Origin of the sequence: Actinoplanes octamycinicus (genome assembly GCF_014205225.1) — a bacterium.
Lineage (GTDB): Bacteria > Actinomycetota > Actinomycetes > Mycobacteriales > Micromonosporaceae > Actinoplanes > Actinoplanes octamycinicus.
The window spans coordinates 5,007,589-5,016,701 of sequence record NZ_JACHNB010000001.1 but is presented as its reverse complement, the minus strand read 5'-3'; the positions used below and the strand labels follow the sequence as shown (position 1 = coordinate 5,016,701).

12 protein-coding genes are annotated in these 9,113 nt (G+C 72.8%); 4 read left to right on the top strand and 8 right to left on the bottom strand.

The features are described 5' to 3' along the window. The first annotated feature begins 72 nt into the window (after window positions 1–72). Window positions 73–1,032 (top strand): LacI family DNA-binding transcriptional regulator, encoded by a 960-nt coding sequence (locus BJY16_RS21890; protein ID WP_185041454.1) that lies wholly within the window; start codon window positions 73–75, stop codon window positions 1,030–1,032. Window positions 1,033–1,076: 44 nt separating this feature from the next. Next, window positions 1,077–1,682, top strand: a complete 606-nt coding sequence (locus BJY16_RS21885) for a GNAT family N-acetyltransferase (RefSeq protein WP_185041453.1) — start codon at window positions 1,077–1,079, stop codon at window positions 1,680–1,682. Between the two features lie 180 nt (window positions 1,683–1,862). Here the strand turns inward: BJY16_RS21885 and BJY16_RS21880 are convergent, their stop codons facing one another. Both BJY16_RS21880 and BJY16_RS21875 read right to left on the bottom strand, forming a co-directional pair. Next, window positions 1,863–2,249, bottom strand: a complete 387-nt coding sequence (locus tag BJY16_RS21880; protein WP_185041452.1) for an HPF/RaiA family ribosome-associated protein — start codon at window positions 2,247–2,249, stop codon at window positions 1,863–1,865. Window positions 2,250–2,289: 40 nt separating this feature from the next. Continuing rightward, complete coding sequence (locus BJY16_RS21875; protein ID WP_239176715.1) at window positions 2,290–3,399, bottom strand: threonine aldolase family protein; 1,110 nt, start codon at window positions 3,397–3,399, stop codon at window positions 2,290–2,292. Between the two features lie 79 nt (window positions 3,400–3,478). Here BJY16_RS21875 and BJY16_RS21870 point away from each other — a divergent pair, with 79 nt between their 5' ends. Next, on the top strand, window positions 3,479–3,808 hold the full coding sequence (locus BJY16_RS21870) for a DMT family transporter (RefSeq protein ID WP_185041450.1): 330 nt from the start codon (window positions 3,479–3,481) through the stop codon (window positions 3,806–3,808). Then, window positions 3,805–4,362, top strand: a complete 558-nt coding sequence (locus tag BJY16_RS21865) for a TetR/AcrR family transcriptional regulator (RefSeq protein WP_185041449.1) — start codon at window positions 3,805–3,807, stop codon at window positions 4,360–4,362. Before BJY16_RS21870 ends, BJY16_RS21865 begins: the two co-directional genes overlap by 4 nt. Window positions 4,363–4,613: 251 nt before the next feature. Here BJY16_RS21865 and BJY16_RS48490 read toward each other — a convergent pair whose 3' ends face one another. From BJY16_RS48490 to BJY16_RS21835, 6 genes are all read right to left on the bottom strand, one after another. After that, the gene (locus BJY16_RS48490; RefSeq protein WP_185041448.1) at window positions 4,614–5,210 is read right to left on the bottom strand and encodes a TetR/AcrR family transcriptional regulator; all 597 of its coding nucleotides are present in this window, start codon (window positions 5,208–5,210) and stop codon (window positions 4,614–4,616) included. A gap of 38 nt (window positions 5,211–5,248) precedes the next feature. Then, the gene (locus tag BJY16_RS21855) at window positions 5,249–5,878 is read right to left on the bottom strand and encodes a putative glycolipid-binding domain-containing protein (RefSeq protein WP_185041447.1); all 630 of its coding nucleotides are present in this window, start codon (window positions 5,876–5,878) and stop codon (window positions 5,249–5,251) included. Between the two features lie 206 nt (window positions 5,879–6,084). Beyond that, window positions 6,085–6,327, bottom strand: coding sequence for a hypothetical protein (locus tag BJY16_RS21850; protein WP_185041446.1), 243 nt, complete (start codon window positions 6,325–6,327; stop codon window positions 6,085–6,087). 91 nt (window positions 6,328–6,418) lie between these two features. Beyond that, entirely contained in the window at window positions 6,419–7,033 is a 615-nt protein-coding gene (locus BJY16_RS21845) for an FMN reductase (protein ID WP_185041445.1), read from the bottom strand. Further along, complete coding sequence (locus tag BJY16_RS21840) at window positions 7,030–8,139, bottom strand: LLM class flavin-dependent oxidoreductase (RefSeq protein ID WP_185041444.1); 1,110 nt, start codon at window positions 8,137–8,139, stop codon at window positions 7,030–7,032. The genes BJY16_RS21845 and BJY16_RS21840 overlap by 4 nt, the downstream gene beginning before the upstream one ends. A 431-nt stretch (window positions 8,140–8,570) precedes the next feature. Further along, window positions 8,571–9,095 carry a DUF6529 family protein gene (locus tag BJY16_RS21835; protein WP_185041443.1) on the bottom strand — a complete coding sequence of 175 codons (525 nt, stop codon included), beginning with the start codon at window positions 9,093–9,095 and terminating at the stop codon, window positions 8,571–8,573. Window positions 9,096–9,113: the final 18 nt, after the last annotated feature.

Genomic DNA, 9,113 nt, shown 5'->3' with positions numbered 1-9,113 from the left:
GCGCTCCAGGGCAGCGGTCCCGGGCCGGTCGGGACCAAAGTCCCGACCTCACCGCGGTGGTTCACTGGGGACATGCGAGAGACGCGTGCGGGACTCAGCGACGTCGCCCGGCGGGCCGGGGTGTCGCCGGCCACCGCCTCCCGGGCGCTGACCGGGTCCGGGCCGGCGTCGGCGGCCAGCCGGGCGGCCGTGCTGGCCGCCGCCGAGCAGCTCGGTTACCGGCCGCACCCGGTGGCCCGGCAGCTGGCCAGCGGCTCCGGGACCCGGGTCGTCTTCGCGGTGCGCGACCAGCGCGCGGACATCCTGCGGGACCCGTTCGTCACGCGGGCCACGGCCGCGATCGCGACCGCCCTCTTCCCGTACGGCCTGGGCGTCGCGTCCCGCCACCTCAGCCTGGACTGCGCCCCCGACCTGGACGAGCTGGCCACCGACCGGGGTCTCGCCGCGCTCGTGCTGGCCGGGCACGACCGGGCGATGCTCGACGCCCTGCCGTCCCGCCTGCGCGGCCGGACCGCGGTGATCGGCGCGGGTGGCGCCGACGTCGACAGCGCGGCGGGCGTCGGCGCGCTGCTCGCCCACCTGTACGTGATCGGCCGGCGCCGGATCGCCCTGATCGCCGGCCCGCCGTGGCTGGCCGCGTCGGCGGCGCCGGTCGCGGCCTACCGGGAGCTGACCCGGTCGGCGGGGCTGCCGGCCCGGATCGTGCGCGGCGACTTCACCAGCGAGCGGGGCCGGTCCGCGGCCCGGGCGATCCTGCGCCGCTGGCCGGACACCGACGCGATCGCCGCGGTCAGCGACGCCACCGCTCTGGGTGTCCTGCAAGCGCTGGCGGCGCTGGGCATCCCGGTGCCGGACGACGTCGCGGTGACCGGTTTCGACGACGGCCCGCTGGCCGGCGCGGTGCACCCGGGTCTGTCCACGGCCACCCATCCGGTCGAGGAGATCGCGGCGGCCGCCGCGCGGAGCGCGCTCGGGGAGGCGGTGCCGGTGACGCTGTTCCCCAGCTCGCCGGTCTTCCGGGCGACGGCCTGACCGGGGCTTGCGGTGGAAGCGCTTCCACCGCCTAGCGTGCGGGAGTGCCTGAGATTCGACCCTACCGACCGGCCGACCGGGCCGCGGTCTACGACATCTGTGTCCGCACCGCCGACGCCGGCGCGGACGCCCGCGGGCAGTACTCCACCGACGACCTGATGGGCGACCTGTTCGCCGGGCCCTACGTGCACCTGGAGCCGGAACTCGCGTTCGTGCTGGACGACGGCGGGGACGCGGTCGGCTACGTGGTCGGGACCGCGGACACCCCCGGATTCGTGAAGCGTTACCGGGAGGAGTGGATCCCGCTGGTCGGCGACAAGTACCCGGCGCCGCCACCTCCGCCGCGCACCGCCGAGCAGGACATGGTGGCGCTGCACTTCTGGCCGGAACGGATGATCGTCCCGGAGCTGGCGGACTGGCCGGCGCACCTGCACATCGACCTGCTCCCGCCCTATCAGGGGCGCGGGTTCGGCCGGCGGCTGATCGCGGCCTTCGGGCGCGCGGCGGCCGCCGCCGGGGCGCCCCGGGTGCATCTGGGGATGCTGACCGCGAACGTCCGGGCGCGCGGCTTCTACGACCGGATCGGCTTCACCGAGCTGCCGGTGCCCGACCCCGGCCCGCTCACCTACCTGGGCAAGGACCTGCCCTGACCCGGGCTGGTCGTCAGGGGTGCCTCAAGGCCCTTGAGGCACCCCTGACGACCAGCCCGCATCGCGACGCGCCTGCGGATCCGGGCCGAAGCGCGCCTCGCGGCTGGTCGGCTGGGTCTCCGGGGTGCCTCAGCGCCGCTGAGGCACCCCAGAGGCCCAGCCGACCGGCCGCGACGGGTGCTACTCCGGGAGTTCCGGGAGGTCGGCGACCTGCGGGACCTCGCGCAGGTGCCGGTTGTGGCGCGGCTCCTGCTTGGTCTTCGAGTCGTTGAGCCGGCGGCGCAGGTCGTCCCGGACGTCCATGATCGCCGCGTGCAGGTCCTCCTCCGTCGACGTGGTGACGATCTTCTCGCGACCGCCGATCCAGCACTCCAGGGTGACCTTCTGGCCGCGGGCGTCGCGGTCCTTCACCATGATCTCCAGCTCGGTGGCGTCGGCGTGGAACGCGGCGAGCCGTGCGTCGAGCGGGCTGAACTGCTCGGCGAGCCAGTTGCGGTCGCCCTGCGAGAAGCCGGCGCCGACGCGCAGGCACTCCTGCACGGTGGCCGGGTTCGCGACTGCAGTCATCAGAACCTCCTGCATCCGGTGAGAACGGGACACCCTCCCTCTACCCAGCTGCCCGATCTTGAATCCGGTCGAGGAGCCGCAGACCGGTTTCCAGCACGTCGCCGGCCGACCACTCCAGGGCCGGGCCCTGCACGCTGATCTCCGCCATCGCGTGCCCGGGCAGCTCGGTGTCCTGCCACCCGCCGGCGAACCACACGCCCTCCTGCTCGGCGAGCGCCAGCGTCGCCTGGTTGAGCCGCGCCGCCGGATGCGGCAGCCACAGCCGGAACTGGTGGGTGTGCGGCGGCTGCGGGAAGACCACCGCCCCGGGCAGCTTCGCCAGCCCGGCCGCGACGACCCGGGCGTGCCGCACGTACTCCGGCACCAGGGGCAGCTCCCGCTCGATCCCGGCCAGCGCGGACAGCACCGCCGGCCACTGCTGGAACAGCTGGCCGCCGTGCCGGTGCCGCCACGCCCGGGCGTACCCGGCGAAGTCGTCGGTCCCGGCCACCGCCGCCCCGCTCAGGCCGCCCAGCGTCTTGTAGAACGAGACGTACGTCGAATCGGCCAGCCCGGCGATCTCGGCCGGCCCGCGCCCCAGGTACGGCGCCGACTCCCACAACCGCGCCCCGTCGAAGTGCACCCGCGCCCCGGCCGCCCGGGCCACCCCGGCCGCCTCGGCCAGCTCCGCCCAGCCGGGCAGCACGAACCCGGCGTCCCGCAGCGGCAGCTCGAACACCACGGTCCCGACCGGCTCGTCCAGCGCCGCGATCTCCGCCGCCGTCGGGTTGCGCGGCGCCGTCGTCGGGTGGACCGACCGCAGCCCGGTCAGGTCCGCGTACGCCCGGCGCTCGTGCACCTCCTGGTGCCCGAGCGGGTGCAGCGCCACCGCCCGGCGCCCGGTGACCTCGGCGCCGTACCGCAGCGCCACCTGCTGCGCCATCGTCCCGGTCGGGAAGTACACCGCGGCCGGCGTCCCGAGCAGCCGGGCGACTCGCTCCTCCAGATCGCCGACCAGCCCGTCCCCGTAGTAGTCCGGCATCAGCTCGGGCCCGGCCACCGCGGTCAGCTCGGCCAGCCGCTCCCGCACCGTCGCCGGCCGCACCCCGGACAGCAGCCGGTCACACCCCCGCATCGCGGCGATCCGCCGCCCCCGCACATCGTCAGCCACCGAAAAATGATCGCAGACTTCCGAGAGACTTTCTTGTACGATCGTACTTGTACGAACGTACAAGATGAGGTGCATAGCAGTGCCGTACGTCCTTCTCGCTCTCGCCATCGGGAGTGAACTCTTCGCCACCAGCATGATGAAAGCCACCGACGGCTTCAGCCGGCTCTGGCCCACGCTGGCCGTCCTCGCCGGTTACGCCATCTCGTTCACCGCCCTGTCGCACGCGATCAAGGGCGGCATCCAGGTCGGTATCGCGTACGCGATCTGGTCGGCGGTCGGCACCGCCGCGATCGTGGTGATCGGGGCGCTCTTCCTCGACGAACCGGTCACCCTGGTTAAGGTGGGCGGCATCGTCCTGATCATTGCCGGAGTCGTGATGCTGAACCTGACCGGCGCGGAGGCGCATTGACCGAGCGCCGCACCCAGCGTGCCCGCGATCCGGAGGCGCGCCGCGCCGCGCTGGCCGTGGCCACCATGGAGGTCATCGCGGAGTCCGGCGTCGGCCGCACCACGCACCGGGCGGTCGCCGCCCGGGCCGGGCTGCCGCTCGGCGCGACCACCTACTACTTCCCCACCCTGGATGATCTGATCGCCGCCGGCCTGCAGCACGCCTGCGACGCGATGCAAGCCGATCTGGACGAGTGGGCGGCGCGGCTCGCGGCGGCGCCCGACCTGCCGGCCGAGCTGACCACGCTGACCAGTGAGTATCTGGCCGATCGCCGGCAGGTCCGGATCGAGTACGAGCTGTGTGTCGCGGCGGCCCGCGACGCCGCGCTGCGGCCGCTCGCCGCGGCCTGGATGGACGGTCTGCCGGAGGTCCTGGAGCCGGCGATCGGCGCCGCGGCCGCCCGGGACGTCTGCGCGCTGCTCGACGGGATCATCCTGCGCGCCCTGGTCACCGAGGGCGAGCTGGACGAGCCGGGGTTGACCGCCGCGATCCGCCGCCTCGTCCCGCCCGACTGACCAGCGTCACCGCGTCGCCCCGCCACCCGACCAGCGCCGCCGCCTCGCCCCGCCACCCGACCAGCGTCACCGCCTCGCCCCGCCACCCAACCAGCGCCGCCGCCTCACCCCTCCCGGCTGACCAGCGCCGCCGACCGGACAGCGGCACGTCGGATCGGCGAGGCCGCTGCCGGCGCCGATCGTCACGCGTTTCCGGTACGGGCGGAGCGTCGCGGTGGGTGCTCACCTCGTACCGAAAAGTGGCTCGCCTCTCAGCGGCCCGCACCGAGCAGGGCCCGGACCCCGGCGGTATACGTCTCGCGGTCCAGGTTGCCGATCAGGACGCTCTGCAGGATGTAGCCCTGGATCAGCCCGAAGACGGCGGCGCCGATGCCGGACGCGTCAGCGTCGGCGGGCAGCTGACCGGCGGTCTGGGCGCGCTCCGCGGCCCGGACCATCCGCTCCCGGATCCGCCCGTAGACCTCCCGCACCACCGCGGCCACCTCGTCGTCATAGGTGGCCTCGCCCCAGACCTGCACCGCGATCCGCACCGTCTGGTCGGCGTTCAGCGCCGTCTCGACCATGGTGATCACCTCGTCCAGGAAGACCGGCAGCGGCGGCATCGGGTCGAGGGCGAGCAGGTGGTCGAGGGTCCCGGTGACTTCGCCGATCTTGGTGGTGGCGATCGCCATGATCAGCTCGTTCTTGCTCTTGAAGTAGCGGTAGAACGCGCCGACCGAGAGCTCGGCCTCCTTGATCACATCCTGCATCGAGGTCTGATGGAAGCCGTTGCGCGCGAAGCAGCGCACCGCCGCGTCGAGGATCTGCTGGCGGCGGGCGGCGAGGTGGGCTTCCGAGACGCGGGGCACCCACCCAGCCTACCCGAAAAACGAACGATCGTTCGAGGTCAGCGCGCCAGGCGCATCCGGCCGGCCTGGTAGACGGCCATGCCGGCGGCGTCCAGCTCCAGCGTCGCCGCCGGGAAGTCCCCGCTGATCCGCAGCCGCTGCGGGCTGACCAGGTGGTAGGTCATCGTGCCGGGCACCACGGCCAGGGACGGCACCTCCACCCGGACGACCGGGACGGTGACCGGGCCGGACTTCACCGTCAGGCCGAGCTTGCGGACCGCCCAGGAGACGAAGATCGGCGAGTCGGCGAGACGCAGCACGGCCGCCGGGTCGAGCGCGTCGAGCTGCTCGGTGCCGGCGAACGGCAGATCGCCGGCGTCTCCGTCGTGCTCGGCCCGGCAGCTCCAGCCGGTGGCGGCGCGGCCCAGCCGCAGCTCCCGGCTCCAGCCGTCGCCCCGGGTGGTGACGTGCAGCGACTCGACCTCGACGGCGCCGGTCAGCTCGGCCTGCCAGGTCAGCGTGTAGGCCCGCTTGCCCGCGACGATCGCCGACCCGCTCGGCCGCGACCCGCGGGGGAAAACCAGCTCGGTCCCGACGATGTCGGTCCGCTGCCAGGTCAGCGGGGTGGTCGGCAGGTCGGCGCGAGGCCGTTCCGCCAGTACCGGTCCCCGTGCGCCGGTCATGGTCATAGCGCCTCCTTTGCCGCTATCCGATGCCTCATGGTCGCATTGTGCAGACGGTGGCATCGGCGAATCCACCCCGGTCGGGTGGTCCAGGTACAACCTTCGGTTAACGGACGGCCTCGATCCGGGCTCGTGACCCGAGGCGGCCGCCGGTGTGTCGCACACCATACGGGCGGCCCTGGACGGCCGGGGCGGCGACCCACCTCACAAGATCAAGTCACCCGGAGGACGGACACCACCGCGCCGCAACAGAGCAGGCTGAGCAGCGCGAACGAGGCGAGCACGGCCAGCACCGAGCGGGTTGCCGGGGGCTCCGGGGCACCCGGTTCGAGCACCAGCGTGGGCTCCGGATCGAGCCGGCCCCGGGGGATCGCGACCAGGTGCCGGTGGACCGCCGCCCGGACGGCCGGGCGGTGACGGTCAATGGCGACGAGATGCCGTCGAACCGGCTCCACCGGACCAGCTTGAACAACGGACCGTGCCGCCGTCGATGCCGTCCGTATGCCAAAACGGCCCGGCGGACGCCGGGCCGTTCGATGGCAGCGGTCAGAGGCTCTTGAGCATGTCCTCGAAGCTCTCGGTCAGCGCGAACGGGTCGGCCACCGTGGCCGGCACCCGCCGCTCCAGCTCCCGGGCCAGCTCGCCGGCCGCCCGCTCGATCCGGCCGCGCAGCGGGCCCTCCACCGAGTTCGCCCCCCAGTCGTCGCTGGCCGCGAAGACCGCGGTGGGCAGCGGCACCGCCCGCAGGTAGGCGAAGAGCGGCCGGAGCGCGTGCTCCAGCACCAGCGAGTGCCGGGCGGTGCCGGCCGTCGCCGCGAGCAGGACCGGCTTGTCGGTCAGGGTGTCCTGCTCCAGCACGTCGAAGAACGACTTGAACAGGCCGCTGTAGCTGGCGCTGAACACCGGAGTGACGACGATCAGCCCGTCCGCGGCGGCCACCGACTCCTGCGCCTGCTTCAGCGCGGCCGCCGGGAACCCGGTCAGCATGTGGTCGGTGATCTCGTGGGCCAGGTCGCGCAGCTCGATGACCTGGACGTCGAGGGTGACGCCGAGCTGGGCGGCGGCTCGCCCCGCCGCCGCGGACAGCTGGTCCGCGAGCAGGCGGGTGGAGGACGGCTGGCTCAGGCCCGCGCTGATCACCACGAGGTTGCGCTGCTTCATGCCTGCACCTCTTCCTTCTTCTCGGCCTGCTCGGCGTTCTTCGCGGCCAGCAGCGACGCGTGGGTCGGGGCGTCCGGCACGTGGGCCGGCTTGAGGGCGGCGAACTCCTTGCGGAGCACCGGCAGGACCTCGGAGCCGAGCAGGTCGAGCTGCTCCAGCACGGTCTTCAGCGGCAGGCCGGCGTGGTCCATCAGGAACAGCTGGCGCTGGTAGTCGCCGACGTAGTCGCGGAACTTCAGGGTCCGGTCGATCACCTGCTGCGGGCTGCCGACGGTCAGCGGCGTCTCCCGGCTGAAGTCCTCCAGCGACGGGCCGTGGCCGTAGACCGGGGCGTTGTCGAAGTAGGGCCGGAACTCGTTGACCGCGTCCTGGCTGTTCTTGCGCATGAACACCTGGCCGCCGAGGCCGACGTAGGCCTGGTCGGCGGAGCCGTGGCCGTAGTGCTCGAAGCGCTCCCGGTAGAGCTTCACCATCCGCTGGGTGTGCGAGGCGGGCCAGAAGATGTGGTTCGCGAAGAAACCGTCACCGTAGTAGGCGGCCTGCTCGGCGATCTGCGGCGAGCGGATCGAGCCGTGCCAGACGAACGGCGGGACGTCGTCGAGCGGCCGCGGCGTCGAGGTGAACGACTGCAGCGGCGTGCGGAACTTGCCCTCCCAGTCGACCACGTGCTCGCGCCACAGCTGGTGCAGCAGCGCGTAGTTCTCGATGGCGAGCGGGATGCCGGCCCGGATGTCCTTGCCGAACCACGGGTAGACCGGCCCGGTGTTGCCGCGGCCCAGCATCAGGTCGACCCGGCCGTCCGCGAGGTGCTGCAGCATCGCGAAGTCCTCGGCGATCTTCACCGGGTCGTTCGTGGTGATCAGCGTGGTGGCCGTGCTGAGCTGCAGGGTCGTGGTCTGCGCGGCGATGTAGGCCAGCGTGGTGGTCGGCGACGACGAGAAGAACGGCTCGTTGTGGTGCTCACCCAGGGCGAACACGTCGAGGCCGACCTCCTCCGCGTGCTTCGCGATGGTGACGATGGCCTTGATCCGCTCGGCCTCGGTCGGGGTCTTCCCGGTGGTCGGGTCGGTGGTGATGTCGCTGACGCTGAAGATGCCGAATTGCATGACCCGCTCCTGAAACCTCCGGCCGGGGCTGGTCGTCCCGGACTGCCCCGCACAACGTTGTTGACGCAGAAACTATTTCAGATTCAAAGAACTTCGGCAGCGGCGGGGGTCACACGTCCCGTCCCGGAGTTCCCTCAAGTCCCCCGGCCCCTCAAGACCTTTTTCCGGTACGCGGGCGGCCCCGCCCGGCGCCGCACGCAAGGTCCGCTCGCCGACAGGCTGGGGTCAGGCTCGGGCCAGGTCGAGTCAGGCTCGCCGACAAGCCCGGGTCAGGCTTGCCGGCAGGCTCGGGTCAGGCTTGCCGGCAGGCTCGGGTCAGGCTCGCCGACAAGCTCGGGTCAAGTTCGCCGGCAGGCTCGCCGGCAGGCTGGGGTCAAGTTCGCCGGCAGGCTCGCCGGCAGGCTGGGGTGAAGCTCGCCGACAAGCTCGGGTCAGGTGAGGAAGAACCAGAGGGCGGAGGTGAGCCAGACGCCGGTCAGGGCGGTGAAGGTCAGGCCGCCGGCGAGCGGGAGGGTCCACGGGCGGCCGCTGTCCGGCTGGCTGATGATCAGCATCTTGGCGACGAAGGCGCCATAGAAGAGACAGCCGAGCAGGGAGTGGGCCAGCACCCGGGGGCTGTCGAAGCCGAACCCCAGGGCGTAGAGGCAGTGGACCGCGACCGGCAGCGACAGCACGACCGCGAGGCGGCCGCTCCAGCGGTGCAGGGCCGGGGTCCAGGACTTGGACGGCAGGCGGCCGTAGAGCGCGAGGGCGGAGACCAACTGGACCAGCGCCAGAAAGGCGGCCCCACTGGTCAGGCCGGCCTTGACGACGATCGGACGGCCGAAGACGTCGAACAACGCAAGCGCCGACGGCTCGTGCAGGCGGCCGTAGACCCCCAGGCCGACGGCGACGCCCACCCCGGCAACCGCGGGCAGCCACCACAGCGACCGCCGCGCCGCCACCGGCGCCGTCACGTCCTCGCCTCCTGCATG

Coding starts and splice junctions, on each gene's coding strand:
- BJY16_RS21890 (WP_185041454.1), top strand. CDS start 73: ATGCGAGAGACGCGTGCGGGACTCAGCGACGTCGCCCGGCGGGCCGGG.
- BJY16_RS21880 (WP_185041452.1), bottom strand. CDS start 2,249: ATGACTGCAGTCGCGAACCCGGCCACCGTGCAGGAGTGCCTGCGCGTC.
- BJY16_RS21855 (WP_185041447.1), bottom strand. CDS start 5,878: ATGACCATGACCGGCGCACGGGGACCGGTACTGGCGGAACGGCCTCGC.
- BJY16_RS21845 (WP_185041445.1), bottom strand. CDS start 7,033: ATGAAGCAGCGCAACCTCGTGGTGATCAGCGCGGGCCTGAGCCAGCCG.
- BJY16_RS21840 (WP_185041444.1), bottom strand. CDS start 8,139: ATGCAATTCGGCATCTTCAGCGTCAGCGACATCACCACCGACCCGACC.